The sequence below is a fragment of the Euzebya sp. genome (genome assembly GCF_964222135.1).
GTDB lineage: Bacteria > Actinomycetota > Nitriliruptoria > Euzebyales > Euzebyaceae > Euzebya.
In genome coordinates this window covers 77148-93872 of sequence record NZ_CAXQBR010000021.1, presented here as the reverse complement: position 1 = coordinate 93872, position 16725 = coordinate 77148, and the positions used below count along the sequence as shown (strand labels likewise).

The following is a 16725-nucleotide window of genomic DNA, read 5'->3' as shown; positions in this document are numbered from 1 at the left end:
GACCGTCCAGCTCCACCCGTCGAGTGAGGAGACAGTCCAGCTCCACCCATCGGGTGAGGCCTGAGGTGTCGTGCCGAGCTTTTCCATGATGTACTCCCTGCGTGGAATTCGAGCGCACGATGGCCGTGAACCTGTCGAACGCTCTGTGTGTGGATGAACCAATGTGCAGCCGTGGCTGCCCTACAACGATCCAGATGTACGACGGAGTGAGTCGCCAAACCCTCTCTGTCACCTGCACTACTCGGAGCAGTCCATTATCTGCGCCGAGTCACTGGCGTTTGTACCACGAGACGCCAATTTCCTTCCCCTGAGCACATGAATCACTAGTTAGGAGCGCGTGTGATGGCACACGTCCGGCTGCGGAGGTCGATGTACCTCGCCGTCGGTGTGTCCACGCTCGGGCTGGTGCTCTGGACGGCCTTCCCTCCCCCGTCCCCACCCGTGAGCGCCGATGCCGTCCTGTGGGGGTTCCTCGCGGTCGCGGTGCTCTACGCGCTCGTGGAGACCTGGCCGCTCGTGTTCGAGGTCCGCGGGGAGACCCCGGTCTTCACGCTCACCGGGGTGCCGCTGGTAGTCGGACTCGTCTTCCTGGGACCGGTGCCGACGATGCTCGCGCGGGTTGTCGGCACGGGACTGGTGCAGGGTCTCTGGTGGCGCATCAACCCGCTGAAGTGGGCCGTCAACATCGCCGGTGTGGTCGTGGAGGTCTGGATCGCGGGGTGGGTCCTCGGATCGATCGGGGGCGCGGAGTTCGCACACTTCTCGTTGCGGGGATGGATCGCCGTCGGAGCGGCGGGGTTGGTCGCCGACCTCAGCAGCGGTCTGGTGGTCATGGTCGCCATGCGCTTGACGGCTGGGCCGCTGGGTCCGGGATCGCTCAGGAGCTTCGCCATCGGGTCCGCGGTGAACAGCGGCGTCGGGACGCCCCTCGCGATCCTCGCGGTGCTGACGGTCGCCGTCGACATCCGCGCGACGCTCGTCCTCGCTCCGGTCGCGCTGCTGCTCGTCACCACCAACCGGGCGCGCCACCACCTGTCGCAGCGGTACTCCACCGTCCAGCAGCTGTACCGCTTCATCACCGACCTGTCGGGCTCGCGGACCACGAAGGAGGTCATCGACCTGGTCCTGCGGCGGGCCGAGCAGGCCACCGGGGCGACGCGCTCGCAGCTCATCCTGGTCGGCCGGACCGACGCTACGAGCTGGTCCCACCACGGTGACCACCTGGTCGGCGAGGAGGTCGACCTGCTCGCGGCCACGACGCTCATGCACGCGGCCTACGGCGGGATGCTCCTCGGGCCGGGCGACACCGTCGACCCGATCATGCAGCCGCTCCTCCCCGAGGGGTACGAGCAGGTCCTCGTGGGCCGCTTCGCCAACGCCGAGCTGACCGGTGCCCTGGTCCTGGCCGATCGGGCCGGGACCCTGGCGCTGTTCGACGAGGACGACGTGCAGATGATCGTCGCGCTGGCCGGACACGCCGGGTCGGCCGTCGGCGAGTCGCGCCTGCTCGACCGGGTGCAGGCCGAGGCCGCGCGCCGCGAGCTGATGGCCCTGACGGACCGGACCACCGGCCTGAAGAACCGCGCCGGGCTGATCGACAGCATGCCGCGGATGGAGCGCGGGGTGGTCTTCGTCATCGGGGTGCGGGACATCAACGAGATCAGCACCGGCTTCGGCCACTCCGTCGCCGAGCGGGTGGCGACGAGCGTGGCCCAGCGCCTCACCGCCTCCTCCCAGAGCCGAGGGGGTGAGGTCGCGCGCCTCAGCATGGGGCAGTTCGCCGTCTGCATCCCGAGGACGCTGGACGACGCCGAGACCTCCGACGTGGCGAACTCGCTGGTGCGCGACGCCTCGGGCGCGGTGGAGCACGGTGGCCTGCGGATCAACGTGGCGGTCCGCGTCGGCGTCGCGCACGCCCCGGTCCACGGCGTCGAGATCGTCGAGCTGGTCCGCGCCGCCGAGCGTGGCCTGTCCGAGGCGGCCGAGACCCGCCGGACCATCGGCGAGTTCGACTCCGAGCGCGACCGCGAGACCAAGCACCGCCTCGAGCTGGCCAGCGAGCTGCGCACCGCCATCGACGAGTCGCACCTGCGCGTCGCGTACCAGCCGAAGGTCGACCTCGCCAGCGGTCGCGTGACCGGCGTCGAGGCGCTGTGCCGCTGGCCGCACGCCCAACGGGGGTACATCAGCCCGGCGGAGTTCATCGACGTCGCCGAGCGGACCGGCCTGATCCAGCCCCTCACCCTGTGGGTGACCGAGCGGTCCCTCGACCAGTGCCTCCGGTGGCGGGCCGAGGGCCTCGAGCTCTCGGTGGCGATCAACCTGTCGAACGCCGCGCTGCTCGACCCCGACGCCGCGCGCGAGATCGTCGCCATGATCGACGCCCACGAGCTCCCGAACACCTCCGTGGTGCTCGAGATCACCGAGACCCAGCTGATGGAGGACGTGCAGCTCGGCGGGGCGGCGCTGTCGGTCTTCGACGCGGCCGGGGTGGAGCTGTCGATCGACGACTTCGGCACCGGCTACTCCTCCCTCGCGCACCTGAAGGACATCCCGGTGCGGGAGATGAAGATCGACCGCGCGTTCGTCGCCGAGGCCGGACGTGACCAGACCCAGCAGGTGATGTGCCAGGCCATGATCACCATGGCCCACCAGCTCGGCCTGCGCGTGGTCGCCGAGGGCGTGGCGGACGCCGAGTGCGCCGACGTGCTCCGCGGGCTCGGGTGCGACGTCGCGCAGGGCTTCTACTACGCGACCCCCGTGCCGGCGCCGCAGATCCGCACCACCATCGCGGAGATCGAGGCGATCACCGTCGACGGCACGCTCCGCCGGCTGGGACAGCGGGGGCTGCGCGGCAACTGACCCGGGTCAGGTCTCTAGTACCCTCCTGCGATGGACTTCGCCCCGACCGCCCGCGTCCGCGAGTACGCCGAGCGCGTCTCCGCGTTCATGGACGCCCACGTGTACCCCGCCGAGGAGCTCTTCGAGCGCCAGATCGCCGAGAGCGGCAACCCGCACCACCACCCCCAGATACTCGAGGACCTGAAGGCGAGGGCGAGGTCGGAGGGCTTGTGGAACCTCTTCCTGCCCCACCCGGACTTCGGTGCCGGGCTGACCAACCTCGAGTACGCCCCGCTGGCCGAGCTGATGGGTCGCGTGCACTGGGCGTCGGAGGTCTTCAACTGCGCCGCGCCTGACACCGGGAACATGGAGGTGCTCGCCCAGTACGGCACGCGGGAGCAGCAGGAGCGCTGGCTCACGCCGCTGCTCGAGGGCGAGATCCGGTCGTGCTTCTCCATGACCGAGCCGGAGGTCGCGTCGTCGGACGCCCGCAACATCCGGTCGAGCATCGTCCGCGACGGCGACGAGTACGTGATCAACGGGCGCAAGTGGTGGACCTCCGGGGCGGGGCGGGACCGCTGCGAGATCTCGATCTTCATGGGCGTCACCGACCCGGACGCCGATCCCTACCACCAGCAGTCGATGATCCTGGTGCCCCTCGACACGCCGGGGATCACCGTGGAGCGCAACCTCGAGGTGTTCGGCTACACCGACTACGAGGGGCACATGGAGATGACGTTCACCGACGTCCGGGTCCCGACGTCGAACCTGCTGCAGGAGGAGGGGGACGGCTTCCGCATCGCCCAGGGGCGTCTGGGCCCGGGCCGGATCCACCACTGCATGCGCACGATCGGCGTGGCGGAGCGGGCGCTCGAGCTGATGGTGCAGCGGGTCTCCGAGCGCGAGGCCTTCGGCAAGCCGCTCGCCGCCCAGGGTGTGATCCAGGAGTGGATCGCCGAATCGCGGATCGAGATCGAGCAGGCCCGGCTGTTGACCCTCAAGGCCGCCTGGATGATGGACACCGTCGGGAACAAGGCCGCGAAGACCGAGATCGCCGCCATCAAGGTGATCGCGCCCAGCATGGCCCTGCGGGTGATCGACCGGGCGATCCAGGCGCACGGCGGCATGGGCGTGTGCCAGGACACGTTCCTGCCCAAGGCCTACGCCGGCATCCGCACCCTCCGCCTGGCCGACGGCCCCGACGAGGTCCACAAGCGCTCGATCGCCAGGCAGGAGCTCAAGCGGAGCTTTAGCTCCTGAACAGGCCGGAGGGCGGTCAGGCGGGTTCGGGCCTGACCGCGTCGTCCACCTCGACGGTCAGGTCGTCGTGGACCGGGGGGCCGGCGGCGGCGATGACGTCGAGGATCTCGTCGCCGATCAGCTCCTCCCGGTCGAGCAAGGCGTCGCGGAGCGCCTCGACCAGGTGGCGGTTGGCCTCGAGCGCCGTGGTCGTGCGCGCCAGCGAGTCGCTCAGCAGCCGATCGACCTGGGGCCGTGTCACCGAGTCCGCGAGCACCCGGCCGACGATGTTCGTGCTCGAGACCGAGGACTGCTGCACCGCGGCCAGGCTCACCAGCGAGTCGCCCATGCCGTGCAGGCCGATGATCTCGCACGCGGTCTTCGTGGCGGCTGCCAGGTCCGATCCCGGTCCCGTCGACGCCGACCCGAACCAGATCTCCTCCGCCGCCTTGCCGCCCATCGCGATGTCGACCAGGTCGTACATCTGCTTGCGGGTGCGGGTGAACACCTCCTCGGTGTCGCCGTGGGCGAGGAGGCCGAGCGCGGCCTTCCGCTTGATGATCGACAGGATCTCGAGGCGGCGGTGGCCGGACAGGAACGCCATGACGGCGTGCCCGGACTCGTGGGTGGCGACCCGCAGCCGCTCAGCGGTCGTGTACGGCGCGGGCGTCGCCAGGCCGATCTCGATGTCCAGCCTCGCCTGGTGGACGTCCGCTGACGTCATCCCGTCCCGGCCGTGCTTGAGCGCGACGATCAGCGCCTCGTCGAGCAGGTTCTCGATCATCACCGGCGTGTAGCCGAGGGTCTGGCCGGCCAGCACGTCGCGGGCCCGGTCGTCGTCGAGATCGGGGCCGTGGGCCTTCCGGGCCAGGAAGTGGTCGATCAGCGCCCGCCGCTGGGGCTGGGCGGGCGCCTCGAACGCGAGCTGCTTGTCGACCCGACCGGGCCGCAGGAGCGCGGGGTCGTGGTCGGCGGCCCGGTTCGTCGCCGCGATCACGAGGATGTTGTGGTACGGCGACGGCCGGGCCGCGATCTGCCGGTGGGCGGGCAGGAACGCGTTGACCTTCGCGGCCAGCCAGTTCCGCACCCGGATGCCCGTCGGCGGCGTGTCGAAGCTCTGCAGCTGCACGAGCAGCTCGTTGACGACGCCTGACGCCCCGTCGCTCGAGCCGAAGTGGGAGACGGCCATGCCGGGGTCGGGCCCGCCGATCGGCCCGGCTGGCTGGTGCAGGCAGCTGGCGGCCACGGCCGTGTCGACAGCCGGCTGGCTCGCGGCCCGCATCCCGCTGCGGGACTGGGCGATCGCGTCGATCTCCTCGATGAACCCGATCGCCCCGCCCTCCTCGCGGGCGGCCTTTCGCAGCGCCGCGAAGTAGCTGCGGATCTTCCGCGCCGTCGCGCCGTACCACATGGACTGGAACGACGTCGCGGAGACGAACAGGAACGGCACCCCGGCCTCGCGCGCCATCGCCTTCGCGAGGTGCGTCTTGCCGGTGCCCGGCGCGCCCTCGAAGAGCACGCCGCGGCGTGGCGTCCCGCCCAGGGCGTCGCGGTAGAGCTTGTGGCCCATGAAGGTGTGGAGGGTCCGGGTCACCTCGTCGACCACCCCGTCCAGGCCGACCACGTCGGCGAACGTCAGGTCGATCTGCTCGGGTTGGACCCGCGCGTGGGGGGACCGCCCGCTGAGGAACGGCATGGCCACCGCGATGCCGATCGCGATGACGATGACGATCGGGAGCACCCAGATCAGCGCGTCCTCGCCCAGGTCGGGGACCTGCAGGACGTCGATCGCGCGGCCGTCGAGGATCCGCCACCACAGGTAGGCGGTGGGCACGCCGAGGACGACGGCCAGGACGCGCAGACGGCGGAGCCGGGCCCGCTCCCGCGACGCGCCGACGCCGGCGTGGTGCGCGCCGACGAGCCCGCCGCCGAGCCGGGCGGCGACCGCGCCGGCCGCCGCGGAGCGCCCCCCTCCCGCGTCGGTGTCGTCGTCGCGGACCCCGTCGCGGTGCACCTGGGCCATGTCGCCACCTCCGTCCGTCGGGCTCGGGTCACCGCGCCCGGGGCGGAGCCGAGGGCCGTGCCGAGGACGTGGTGTGGGGACACCCTAGGGAGATCTGACCCGGCGCAAGCCCGCATCTACGTGACGTGCCGCGTTCTTCACGGTACGTGATCGATCCGTTCGCCTCGCGGGGTGCGCCCCTCACCTGGGCGCGGCAGCCTGACGCGGGTGCGACGACGCATCGTGGTGTACGGGGCGACCGGCAGGGTCGGCCGGCTGGTGTCCGAGGAGCTCGCGGGCTCCTCCGGGGTCCTGCTGGCGGCGCGGGACCCGTCGGTGGAGCGCACGGGCGCGGCGCTCGAACTGCCGGTCGCCGTGACCGACATCGCCGGGCTGGCGGGCGTCCTGCAGCCCGGCGACGTCCTCGTGAACCTCGCCGGTCCGTTCGACCTGTCGGGTGACACCGTCGTCAGCACGGCCATCACCAGCCAGGTGACGTACCTCGACGCCGCCGTGGAGCCGGCGTTCCTCGACCGGCTGCACCGTGACCAGGGCCCCGCCGCGGTCCGCGCGAGGGTCACCCTCCTGCCGTCGATCGGCGTGGCCGCGCTGGTCGGGCACCTCGTGGCCCACGAGGCGGTGGTGGCCGCCGCGGGCGATGCCCGGTCGGTTGCGGTCGCCTACCTGTCGGTCGCAGGTCTCGACGTGGACGAGGAGGCGGGCCGTCGAGCGCTGGTGCGGGCGTTGACGCGGGACACCGTCGCCTACCGGGGTGGTCGGCGGGTGCACGAACCCGTGGCCCGCCGTCGACGGACGGTCCAGGCCGGTGGCCACCGGCACGACGTGGTGTCCCTCGGCGGCGCCGAGGTGTGGAGCCTCCCGGGCCTGCACCCCGAGCTCGAGGAGGTGGAGGTGCTCACCGGCGCGCTCGGGATCCTCGGACCGGGTCTCGCCGTCCTCACCACCCCGATCGCGCCGCACCTGACCTGGCCCCTCCGCCTGGGCGCGGTGGAGGGGCTGGTCGACCGCGCGGCGGCTCTCGCGCCCGGCGTCGGACTCGGCGGGCGGGAGCGCGCGGTGACCCGCGTGGTAGCGCAGGTGGCGGGTGCTGACGGCCAGCCGCTGTCGCGTCGCGAGGCAGTCGGGGGCGATCCGGTGCTGGTCACCGCCCGCCTGGCCGCCGCGTCGGCGATCCGGGTGGCCGAGCGGGACCTCCGTGACCTGCCGGTCGGCGTGACCGATCCCATGGCCGTGCTCGGCGTCGACGGGGTGGCGGACATGTGCAGCTGGGCGGGCGTGGTCGTGATGTGAGTCCGTCCCGACCGGGCTCAGCGGCCGTGCCCGAGGGCGGTCAGCAGCGCGTTGGCGAGGACGTCGTGGCCGGCGGCGTTGGGGTGGATGTCCGGTTGGGCGTCCAGCATGTGCGTCGTCGCGGCCGTCGTGCCCTGGAGGGGTGAGAACCCGTCGGCGACCACGACCCCATGTGCCGCCGCGACGTCGGCCGCCACGGCGTTGAGTTGGCTGACGTACTCGGAGGACCGGACCTCCTGCTCGCTCTCGCCGAGGCCGAGGCTGAAGGGGTTGTAGGTCGTCAGCAGCACGACGGTCGCGTCCCCCGCGGCGGACCGCAGCCGGGGGAGGACGACGTCGAGGTTGGCGCGGTAGGACGCCAGGGTCTGCTCGACGCGCTGCTGGCAGGCCGGGCTGCGGAGGTCCGCGCCGCAGTCGGGGGACTGGAGGTGACCGAGCAGGTCGTTCGCCCCGACATCGAGGGTCACGTACGCCGCGGGACGTTCGGCGAGGGCCGCCTCGGCTCGCGCCAGCTGCCCCGAGGTGAGGAGGCTGGCGGACGTCTCGCCGCTGACGCCGAGGTTCACGAGCCCGTAGCTGACGCCGTCTGCCTGGCCGATCGCGGTGTGGAACCGCGACACGTACCCGTCGCGGGGCTCGGCGACGCCCACGCCCTCGGCCAGGGAGTCGCCGAGCGCGAGGACGATCGGCTCGCCCGGGGCCTCCCGACCGTTGACCTCCCCCGGTCCGACGACCTCCGGCGGCGCCTGGACCTGGTCCACCGCGACGGCCGCCTGGTCCCGGATCGCGTCCAGCAGCTCGTTGCCGGTCAGGGCGGGCGCATCGGGGAGCTGGCCGCCACGCGTCCCGGTGATGACCAGCAGGTCGTCGGTGACCTCGATCGCGTCCACGGTGGCGCCGCGCGACTCGAGCGCGGCGTTCAGGTCGGTCACCGCGCCGAGGAGCGACTCGACGGCCCCGCCGGCCACGGCGGGCACGGCGATGGGTCCGAAGTCGAGCGGCCCGAGGTCGAGGTCGACGCCCCCGTCGACGGCGCGCACCGCCGCGGTGCCGGTCGCCTGGACCGACCCGGACTTGAACGTGGCCGTGAAGGCCGCGTCGGCGGTGGCGCCCCGCAGGTCGAGGTCGACCCTGCGGATGGGCAGGTCGGGATCCTGGGCGATGCCGTCCTGGATGACCGCCTCGAGCTCCGGCTCGGTCAGCTCGATCCGGAACCGCCCCTCACCCAGCCCGTCGAGCTTCGCCTGGGCTGCCGCGAGCGCCGCCGGGTCCGCCGGGTCCGCCGGTCCGCTCGCACCTGAGACCGCCTCCAGCACGTCGAGGGCCACCACCCCGCCCCAGCTGCCGCCAGCCAGCAGCGCGAGCAGGAGCACCGTGCCGATCAGTCGCCGTGGCGTCCCCCCGGCCCGCTGCGCGGCGATCCCCGTGAGCAGGATCAGGCCGGCGATCCCCACTCCCACGGCCGGGGTGATGGCCAGCGCGGCGAGGCCACCGAGCACGAGTGCGGCGATCAGGGCGAGGACGACGACCATGGGCACCCCATCATCGGTCGCCCGCCACCCCGCTGCCGTACGCTGCCGGCGTGTCGCCCCGCCACGCCGTCCCCCGCGCAGACCGCAGCGGTCGCCGCACACTGGGGTCTGTCACCTTCGTGTCGGTCCGCGCAACGAACCTGACGGACCTGGGGGGTAGGGGCCGGTCCCGGGCGGAGGTCTGTCGGGTCTGTTCCGCGGGCCGCAACGAAGCCGACAGACCCCGTCCATGGGCGCGCACGACGCGGGGTCGCCGGGTCTCCCTGCCGCTCGTCGTGCTGCTCGTCGTGCTGAGCGCGGTGCCGGCGGGGCTGCCGTCCGCAGCGGTGTCGTCGGCGGCGGCGCAGGTGACCCTCGCGACCGACGTGCCGCCGCCGCGGATCGCCGGCGGGGACCGGGTGGCGACGGCCGAGGCGGTGGTGGGGGAGTGGCGTCGCCGCGGCGGGACCGCGTCGACGGTGGTGGTGGTCCCGCGGGACCAGACCGCCGTCGCGCTCGCCGCCGCCGGGCTGGCCGGGCGGGCGCAGACCGCTGTCCTGCTGTCGGACCTGCCCCCGAGCGCATCGACGGTCGCCGCCGCTCGTGGGGTCGGGGCCTCCCGGGTGCTCGCCGTGGGCGGCGGGCAGGCCTTCGCCGACGCGTGGGCCGGTGCGGGCTTCGAGGTGACGTCGGTCCACGCCGAGGGGGGTCCGCCGGCCGTGGCCGCCGCCATCGGCCGCCACCTCCACGCGGATGGGCGAGGCGAGACGGGGCCGCGGCACGCCTACCTGGCCGGGACCGGTGGGCTTCCCGACGCCCTGGCGGCGGGTCCGCTCGCCTACGCCGACGGCGACCCCCTCCTGCTCACCGCCGCCGGGGCCCTGGACCCCCACACGCGCTTCCTGGTCGAGACCGACCAGATCAGCGCGATCACCGTCCTCGGCGGCGAGGCGGTGGTCGGGCCTGCCGTCGTCGACGAACTGGTGGCCCTCGGCGTCGCGGTGGACCGGATCGCCGGGCCGGATCGCGAGGCGACCGCCCTGGCAGTGCTCGCGCGCTCCGCCGAGCGTGGTCTGGCGCCGTCGGGGATCCTCCTCGCCGCAGGCGACGACCCCGCGGATGCGGCTGCTGCGGCGCCGCTGGCGCACCGCGCCGGCCAGGCGGTCCTCCCGCCTGGTCCGACCACCCGGGCGTGGCTGGCCGCCCGGTGCGGCAACGCCCCGCCCCTCACCACCCTGGGTGGTCCCGCTGCCATCGCCGCTCGCGTGGACGCCGACCTGCGCGCCGCGGCGCAGCGCTGCGGCGGACCGCGGGACCCGATGGTCGTCCGCGTCGCCGTCGCGACCCCGGCCGCCCCCGGTGCCGAGCAGGAGGTCCTCGTCGCGGTGACCGGGCCGGGTGGTTGGCACAGCCGACGCGTCCGGTTCCTCGGCGTGGCCGACGCCCCGCACCTCGGCGTGCTGGTCACCGACGGCGTCTGCGGCGACGCGGCGATCTGCCGCCGTGGCCGGGACCTCCACGTCGACGCGGAGGCCTGGCGGTCAGCCGATGCCGACGGCCGACGCCGTCTGGTCAACGACGCGGTGGGCACCTGGCTGGGAGTGGCCGTCCGATCCGGCTGCACCGGGTCGGTGATGGACCCCGTCGGGTGCGCGGCGGCTCCCGGGCCGTCCCCCGCCGAGGTGGCCGCGGTGGAGGACCGGTACGTGCCCTCCGCCACCCTCGCCTTCGGCGGTGACGTGCACGGCGAGCGCCACATCGCGACCGCGGTGGCGGAAGGGCGCAACCCGCTCGGCCCCGTCGCCGAGCTGCTCAGCGCGGCCGACCTGGCGGTCGTGAACCTCGAGACGCCGCTGTCGACCCGGGGGACCCCGGCGGCGAAGACCTACACCTTCCGCGGCCCGCCGGGGATGGCTGCGGACCTGGCCGAGGCCGGCGTCGACGTCGTGACCCTCGCGAACAACCACGCCCTCGACTACGGCGTCACCGCGCTGGCCGACACCCTCGACCACGCCCGGGACGCCGGACTGGCCACCGTCGGAGCCGGCCTCGACGCGTCGCAGGCCTACGCCGCCCACCTGACCGACACCCCGGCCGGACGGGTCGCCGTCGTGGGGCTCACCCGGGTCCTCCACACCCGCGCCTGGGAGGCCGGTCCAGGACGGCCGGGCCTGGCGAGCGGCTACGACGAGTCCGCCGCGATCGCCGCCGTCCAGGCCGCCCGGGACACCGCCGACCACGTCGTCGTCGCCGTCCACTGGGGCACCGAGCGCGCCGACTGCCCCGACGCCGGGCAGGGGCGGTTGGCGCGGCTGCTCATCGAGGCGGGCGCGGACGTCGTCGTCGGCCACCACCCCCACGTGCTCCAGGGCGTCGAGGTGCGCGACGGCGACGCGCTGGTGGCCTACTCCCTCGGGAACTTCGTCTGGTACCACACCGCGGTGCCCAGCCGGTACACCGGCGTCCTGGCGGTGGAGCTGCCCCTCCTCGACGAGCCGCAGTGGTCCTTCACCCCTGCGGAGATCCGCGCCGACGGATCCCCCCACCCGGTCGGGGGCGCCCTCGGCGACGCGATCGCGGCGCGCGTGCGGGACCGGTCGCCGGGCGGCTCGCTCGGCTGCGCGTTCCCGTGACAGCCTTCCATGTGCGGCTGGCGCCGCACACTCCGGTTCGACGACCTGAATCGGCCCGCGCTCCTCGCTGGCGCTCGTCGTGCGGGACGATTCACGTCTCAGGGCGGCGGACCGGCGTCGGATCAGGTGGTCGCCGGTCCTCCCGCGGCGCTGTCGTCCTCCCCCTCGACCGGCTCGGTCCCGGCTGACGGGGTGAGGCGACCGTCGTCATCACCGAAGGTCTCCCGGTAGGCCCGGTCGAGCTCGTCGGGGTCGATGGCCGGTCCGAAGAACAGCTCGTCCGGAACCTCCGGCTTGGGCTCTGGAGGGGGAGGGGGCAAGGTCAGCGCCGGCTGGGGCGCACGGACGGCCTGCCGGTGGGCGGCCCGCTGGGCGGCACGGCCGTGGACGTCGCCCATGGCCAGGCTGCCGGCGATGCCGACGCCGCCGGCCAACGCGAGCAACCCGAGGACCAGCGCGGCGTCGAGCCCGTCGATGCCGCCGGGGTTGGCCAGGAACACGATGCCGAAGACCAGGAAGGCGACGCCGAACGCGAAGCTGAGGATGTCGGGGCGGTGGGGGTACATGGCAGGGTCCTCTCGAGATCAGCGCGGTCCGTCGGCTGCCGGGGGCTCGGGTGCCTCGGGTGCGTCCGGTGCCTCAGGTGCCTCGGGTGCCTCGGGTGCGTCCGGTGCCTCGGCGTCGGCGGGAGGGGCGGATTCGACGACGATCTGGCCGAGCACGACGTCGACGTCGAGGTGGATCTCCCCGCGGTCGGGGTCTCCCCCCTGCTCGGCGTCGATGGTCAGGTCGGTCCCGTTGTTCTCCTGGTCGAAGACGGTGTACTCGCCTGCCTGGACCGCCCCGACCACCGTGACGGGCACGTCGTCGGGCACCACAACCGTCAGCTTGCCGGCGATGATCGACGCCTCCACCTCGGCCAGCTCGCCGTCGAGGGCGAGCTCGGTCAGGTCGATGGTCTGCTCGCCGGCGGTCAGGTCGTAGCGCTCCGCGATCTGGTCGACCGTGGCGGGCCGGTGGGACCGCTCGCCGACCCCGCTCCCGAGGTCGGTCCCGGTGGTGGTCAGGACGTTGAGGGGGATCAGGAGCACGACGAGCACGACACCCCAGCCGATCAGGCCCCGGGCCCGTCCGAACACCGTCCCGACCATGAGGGTCGCGCCGATGACGACGAGGGTGATCGCCGCGCCGGCCAGCGGGGTCAGCTCGGCGACGCCGACGCGGTCGAGGAGCAGGACGAGGCCCATGACCGCCAGCCACACGCCGAACCCGAGCCGTCCGAGGATGGACCGGAGCCGCGTCGGTCCCCCCTCGGAGGGATCGGGCCGCCAGGCTCCCGCGTAGGGCTTGTACGCGCTGTGGGTCGTCGAGCGCGACCTGTGCCCGGGACCGCCGTGGCCCGAGCCACCGGACCCCCAGCCACCATGCCCCCAGCCGGGCCCCCAGGAGCCCCAGGGACCGCAGGCGCCGGTCCGGGACCCCGACGCCGCGGTGTCAGCGCCCGGAGCCGGTGGCGCGGGGGCCGCGGGTGGGGCCGGTGGGGGAGGGGGCGCGGTGGGCGGCGCGCCGAACGCCGCGTGGTGCTGCGGTGCACGACCCGTGCGCGGCCCGGACTCGGAGAAGAGCAGCACGCCGATGCCGATGAAGATCGCCGCGGCCAGCACCTGGCTGCTGAACAGGTCCACCTGCCCGATCAGGATCACCCCGGCCAGGATCGCGAGGGCGAGCACCGCGATCGACCGGCCGTCACGCTCCTTCGGCGGCGCCGGGGTGCGGGGGTCCGAGCTGGTCGCCGCCGGCAGCAGCACCCAGGCCGCGATGTAGGCCGGGATGCCGAGGCCCGTGGCGACGGTCAGGACGACGAGCCCGATGCGGACCAGCACCGGGTCGATCCCGAAGTACCAGCCGATCCCCGCGGCCACCCCGGCGATCTTCCCCTGGTCGGTCAGGCGGACCAGTCGACGGGGCGGGCTGCCGGGCGGCGAGGTGGGCGCCCGTGGCGGTGCGGGGGGCGGCGGAGGCGTCTGCATGGTCCGTAGGGTCCTCCCGTGGCCCTCGCGCGTCAGTCAGGGATGCCCCCAGGATGCCCCTGAGAGGGCCTCCACCCATGGAGATCGCCCCGCGACGTGGGACCATGGGGCCATCACCGCACCGACCGCGCCACCGCCGCCTCCGCCGAGCCGTCCGCCCGGCCCTGTCGGCGTGCGCTCGTGGCCGACGCCGGAGGCGCTCAGGATCGCCCGCCCGACGCGGGGGCGGGTCCTCGCGGGGGTCGCCGCGGGGACGGCCGGCCGGCTGGGGGTCGACGTCCTGATCGTGCGCCTGGCCCTGGTGGTGCTCGCCACCGCCGGCGGCTTCGGCGCGGTCCTGTACATCGCGGCCTGGCTGTGGGTGCCCGAGGAGTCGCCGGACCGACCGGTGGAGCGGCGCGACCCGACGGCCAGGCACGCCCTGGCGATCGGGTTCCTCGTCGCCGGTGCGCTGCTGCTCCTCCGCTCGGCGGGTGCGTGGTGGTCGGACACGCTGACCTGGTCCATCGCGCTCGCGGCGCTCGGCTCGGGGGTCGTCTGGACCCAGGCGTCGGAGCGGGAGCGGGCGGAGTGGCACGCCGCGGTCTCGAAGGCCGTGGGCGAGCGGGCCCTGCCGGACGCCAGCCTGATCGGACCGATCCGCCCGGTGATCGGCGGCTCGCTGGTCGTCGCCGGCGTGATCACGTTCCTGTTCAACTCCCCGTTCACCGCAGGTGACACCGGCGCGGTGGTCGACGTCGTCATCGCCTCCGGCGTGACCCTCGTCGGCGTCGGCCTGGTCATCGGCCCGTGGTTGCAGCGCCTGGGCAGCCAGGTCGCCGACGAGCGGCGCGAGCGGATCCGCTCCGAGGAGCGCGCCGAGATGGCCGCCCACCTGCACGACTCGGTGCTCCAGACCCTCGCACTGATCCAGCGGGCGGACTCCCACGAGGAGGTCACGCGGCTCGCCCGCAGCCAGGAGCGCGAGCTGCGGTCCTGGCTGTTCGGCCGTGCGCCCGACGACGCCCCCTCGAAGCTCGGCGAGGCGGTCCAGGACTGCGCCGCCAAGGTCGAGGAGCGCTTCGGCGTGCCGGTCGAGGTGGTCCTCGCCGGCGACGTCGCCCTCGACCCCTCCCTCGCGGCCATGGTCGAGGCGGCCGGGGAGGCGATGGCCAACGCCGCGAGGCACTCGGGCGCCGACCACGTCGACGTCTTCGTCGAGGTGGAACCCCAGCAGGCGACCGTCTTCGTCCGCGACGAGGGCAAGGGCTTCGACGCCGCCGCGGTGGCCGGGGACCGCCGCGGCCTGAGCCACTCCATCATCGGCCGGATGCACCGCCACGGCGGTGCGGCCACGATCCACTCCGACGCCGGGGAGGGGACGGAGGTCGAGCTGACCCTCCCCCTCGACGGCTCAGCAGAGGAGGACGCATGACACCCGACACCGCCGAGACCCGCACCGACCCCGAGCGCATCCGGGTCTTCATGGTCGACGACCACCACATGTTCCTGACCGGGGTGCAAGCCGAGATCAACGCCCGGGTCGAGGTGGATGCAGCCGCCACGCAGATCGACGTGGTGGGCACGGCCCAGACGGTGGAGGCGGCGGTGGCGGGGATCGCCGAGACCGAGCCGGACGTGGTCCTCCTCGACGTGCACATGCCCGACGGCGGTGGGCTCGCGGTCATCACCGCGGTGCGGGCCGACCGGCCTGACATCCAGTTCCTCGCGCTCAGCGTGTCCGACGCCGCCGAGGACGTGATCGCGATCGTCCGCGCGGGCGCTCGCGGGTACCTGACCAAGACGGTGTCGGCGGACGACCTGGTGGAGGGCATCGCCCGCGTCCACGGCGGGGATGCCGTGTTCAGCCCGCGGCTGGCCGGGTTCGTGCTGGACGCCTTCAGCGGATCGCCGCCCCCCACCCCGGAGGGCCAGCCCGACGAGTCCGATCTCGACGTGCTCACACCGCGGGAGCGGGAGGTCCTCCGCTACATCGCCCGCGGCTACGCCTACAAGCAGGTCGCCAGCCGGTTGCACATCTCGATCAAGACCGTCGAGAGCCACGTGTCGGCAGTGCTCCGCAAGCTGCAGCTGTCCAGCCGCTACGAGCTGACCCGCTGGGCGACGGACCGCAAGCTCGTCTGAGCGCGCCAGCACCCGTGGCGCCTCAGCGCGGGAGCTCGAGGTCCAGCTCGTCGCGGATGGCGATCCCGTCGTGGCCGAGGGCCGGGATCTCCGGCTTGAGCGCCCGGGATCGCTCGACGGCGCCCGGCCGGAGCGCCGCCAGGTGCCAGCCGGCCAGCTGGTAGGTCCGCAGCGCCGGCAGGTTGTCGTTCGTGGTCATGAGCCACAGCCGCCGCCAGCCGGACCGCCGCGCCAGCGCGTCGATGCCGCTGAGCAACGCGGTCCCGACGCCGCGGCCGGGCTGCAGCGCGTCGATCGTCACGACCTCGGTGTCGACGCCGGGCCGCGGTCGGAACGTCAGCAGCCCGATGCGGTCGGTGCCGTCGACGGCCACCAGCGCCGGCATCTCGGCGGGAACCATCAGCTCGCCGTGGCCCGCGACCACGCCACCCCACCGCTCGTCGAGGACCTGCGCAGCCCAGTCCCGCTCGTCCGAGCGGAGCTCGCGGACCTCGATCCCCTCGGCGACCGCCAGCGGGCGGGGCACGTCGGGATCGGGGAAGCGCACGGTGAACCGTTCCAGCGCCACGGCCATGTCCGGGTCGAAGGCCTGCCCGATCGCCGGCAGCGTCCGGTTCCAGTAGCCGGTGTGCTGCGCCAGCCAGTCCTCGTAGGTGCGGTCGCCCTCTCCCTCGTCCCAGGCGAACGCCGGGTCGAGGGTGGTGGCCAGGGGGCCGACGCGCACCTCGGTCGTCTCGATCAGCACGACCGGCTGGCCGGCGCCGTCGTGCACGACCCACCGCTGCCCGGGCTCGGGCAACGGCTCACCCTCGGCCTCGTACTCGACGATCGTCCCGGCCGTTGCCCGCTTCGGCCCGGTCCGGACCAGCTCCGCGAGCTCGTCCGCCAGCCCGGGGGAGTCGCCGAAGCAGAACGCACCGGCGATCGGCGCGTCGTCGCCGGTCTGGTCCCGGTAGCGCTGGACGAAGGCGTCGATCGCCGGCTGGTCGGGCGTCATCGCGCGCACGCTACCGCGGGGCCGGCCGACCGGGGAG

At 73.8% G+C, this 16725-nt stretch carries 11 protein-coding genes; 6 read left to right on the top strand and 5 right to left on the bottom strand.

Annotated elements, in window-relative coordinates; all coding sequences use genetic code 11:
- Positions 1 to 342: 342 nt before the first annotated feature.
- Together ACEQ2X_RS05640 and ACEQ2X_RS05635 are read left to right on the top strand one after the other, a co-directional pair.
- Positions 343 to 2862: an EAL domain-containing protein gene (locus tag ACEQ2X_RS05640; protein WP_370324809.1), complete on the top strand. Its 2520-nt coding sequence runs from the start codon at positions 343 to 345 to the stop codon at positions 2860 to 2862.
- Between the two features lie 30 nt (positions 2863 to 2892).
- On the top strand, positions 2893 to 4101 hold the full coding sequence (locus ACEQ2X_RS05635) for an acyl-CoA dehydrogenase family protein (protein ID WP_370324808.1): 1209 nt from the start codon (positions 2893 to 2895) through the stop codon (positions 4099 to 4101).
- 16 nt (positions 4102 to 4117) lie between these two features.
- Here the strand turns inward: ACEQ2X_RS05635 and ACEQ2X_RS05630 are convergent, their stop codons facing one another.
- Entirely contained in the window at positions 4118 to 6103 is a 1986-nt protein-coding gene (locus ACEQ2X_RS05630; RefSeq protein ID WP_370324807.1) for an AAA family ATPase, read from the bottom strand.
- Positions 6104 to 6310: 207 nt separating this feature from the next.
- Here ACEQ2X_RS05630 and ACEQ2X_RS05625 point away from each other — a divergent pair, with 207 nt between their 5' ends.
- Positions 6311 to 7393 (top strand): saccharopine dehydrogenase NADP-binding domain-containing protein, encoded by a 1083-nt coding sequence (locus ACEQ2X_RS05625; RefSeq protein ID WP_370324806.1) that lies wholly within the window; start codon positions 6311 to 6313, stop codon positions 7391 to 7393.
- 17 nt (positions 7394 to 7410) lie between these two features.
- On the opposite strand, the gene ACEQ2X_RS05620 is transcribed toward ACEQ2X_RS05625, so the two are convergent.
- On the bottom strand, positions 7411 to 8925 hold the full coding sequence (locus ACEQ2X_RS05620) for an SGNH/GDSL hydrolase family protein (protein WP_370324805.1): 1515 nt from the start codon (positions 8923 to 8925) through the stop codon (positions 7411 to 7413).
- 275 nt (positions 8926 to 9200) lie between these two features.
- On the opposite strand from ACEQ2X_RS05620, the gene ACEQ2X_RS05615 reads away from it, so the two are divergent.
- Positions 9201 to 11537, top strand: coding sequence for a CapA family protein (locus ACEQ2X_RS05615; protein ID WP_370324804.1), 2337 nt, complete (start codon positions 9201 to 9203; stop codon positions 11535 to 11537).
- A gap of 122 nt (positions 11538 to 11659) precedes the next feature.
- On the opposite strand, the gene ACEQ2X_RS05610 is transcribed toward ACEQ2X_RS05615, so the two are convergent.
- Both ACEQ2X_RS05610 and ACEQ2X_RS05605 read right to left on the bottom strand, forming a co-directional pair.
- On the bottom strand, positions 11660 to 12103 hold the full coding sequence (locus ACEQ2X_RS05610; RefSeq protein WP_370324803.1) for a hypothetical protein: 444 nt from the start codon (positions 12101 to 12103) through the stop codon (positions 11660 to 11662).
- An 18-nt stretch (positions 12104 to 12121) separates the two neighbouring features.
- A complete protein-coding gene (locus ACEQ2X_RS05605) occupies positions 12122 to 13567 on the bottom strand; it encodes a PspC domain-containing protein (protein ID WP_370324802.1) in 1446 nt (481 codons plus the stop codon).
- A gap of 172 nt (positions 13568 to 13739) precedes the next feature.
- Between ACEQ2X_RS05605 and ACEQ2X_RS05600 the strand changes: the two genes are divergently transcribed.
- Positions 13740 to 14981: a PspC domain-containing protein gene (locus tag ACEQ2X_RS05600; RefSeq protein ID WP_370324801.1), complete on the top strand. Its 1242-nt coding sequence runs from the start codon at positions 13740 to 13742 to the stop codon at positions 14979 to 14981.
- The gene (locus ACEQ2X_RS05595; protein WP_370324800.1) at positions 14978 to 15691 is read left to right on the top strand and encodes a LuxR C-terminal-related transcriptional regulator; all 714 of its coding nucleotides are present in this window, start codon (positions 14978 to 14980) and stop codon (positions 15689 to 15691) included. The genes ACEQ2X_RS05600 and ACEQ2X_RS05595 overlap by 4 nt, the downstream gene beginning before the upstream one ends.
- A 22-nt stretch (positions 15692 to 15713) precedes the next feature.
- Here the strand turns inward: ACEQ2X_RS05595 and ACEQ2X_RS05590 are convergent, their stop codons facing one another.
- Entirely contained in the window at positions 15714 to 16688 is a 975-nt protein-coding gene (locus tag ACEQ2X_RS05590) for a GNAT family N-acetyltransferase (protein ID WP_370324799.1), read from the bottom strand.
- Positions 16689 to 16725: the final 37 nt, after the last annotated feature.

Bases quoted from the DNA above. Each gene is read 5' to 3' on its own strand.
- ACEQ2X_RS05605 (WP_370324802.1), bottom strand. From the start codon at position 13,567: ATGCAGACGCCTCCGCCGCCCCCCGCACCGCCACGGGCGCCCACCTCG.
- ACEQ2X_RS05640 (WP_370324809.1), top strand. From the start codon at position 343: ATGGCACACGTCCGGCTGCGGAGGTCGATGTACCTCGCCGTCGGTGTG.
- ACEQ2X_RS05610 (WP_370324803.1), bottom strand. From the start codon at position 12,103: ATGTACCCCCACCGCCCCGACATCCTCAGCTTCGCGTTCGGCGTCGCC.
- ACEQ2X_RS05590 (WP_370324799.1), bottom strand. From the start codon at position 16,688: ATGACGCCCGACCAGCCGGCGATCGACGCCTTCGTCCAGCGCTACCGG.
- ACEQ2X_RS05635 (WP_370324808.1), top strand. From the start codon at position 2,893: ATGGACTTCGCCCCGACCGCCCGCGTCCGCGAGTACGCCGAGCGCGTC.
- ACEQ2X_RS05630 (WP_370324807.1), bottom strand. From the start codon at position 6,103: ATGGCCCAGGTGCACCGCGACGGGGTCCGCGACGACGACACCGACGCG.
- ACEQ2X_RS05595 (WP_370324800.1), top strand. From the start codon at position 14,978: ATGACACCCGACACCGCCGAGACCCGCACCGACCCCGAGCGCATCCGG.
- ACEQ2X_RS05620 (WP_370324805.1), bottom strand. From the start codon at position 8,925: ATGGTCGTCGTCCTCGCCCTGATCGCCGCACTCGTGCTCGGTGGCCTC.